The sequence below is a fragment of the Nonomuraea sp. NPDC048916 genome, assembly GCF_040649575.1.
GTDB lineage: Bacteria > Actinomycetota > Actinomycetes > Streptosporangiales > Streptosporangiaceae > Nonomuraea.
The window spans coordinates 1-386 of the sequence record NZ_JBEZFS010000283.1 but is presented as its reverse complement, the minus strand read 5'-3'; the positions used below and the strand labels follow the sequence as shown (position 1 = coordinate 386).

General features: G+C 59.6%; 1 protein-coding gene. It reads left to right on the top strand.

What is annotated here, in order from left to right:
• The first annotated feature begins 203 nt into the window (after positions 1–203).
• Entirely contained in the window at positions 204–326 is a 123-nt protein-coding gene (locus AB0C16_RS40865) for a keywimysin-related RiPP (protein WP_018511015.1), read from the top strand.
• The last annotated feature ends 60 nt before the right edge of the window (positions 327–386 follow it).

Genomic DNA, 386 nt, shown 5'->3' with positions numbered 1-386 from the left:
CGGGAGCGGCCCTGCGTGCCGGCTCCGGCCCTCGCGCTATCCAGCCAACTTCGCACGGTAAGTCGGAATCATGCGTACCGGATCGGCAGCGGGACATGATGGCTCTGGTGTTCACGTGGTGAACACCAGTCGCACGAATAACTTCAGTTATGCAGCTGTCAGTTGGGCATAACGGTCGTCAACCGCACAGAAGGGAAGGTGTCATGAAGCAGCAGAAGAAGGCTTACGTGAAGCCGTCGCTGTTCAAGCAGGGCGACTTTTCGAAGAAGACCGCCGGTTACTTCTACGGCTCGTACAAGGAGTACTGGGTCCGCCGCATCATCTGATCCGGCCCCCGGTTTCCCGCGCGTCGTACGAGAACTTCCGGAAGGTGAACATGCCCGGCC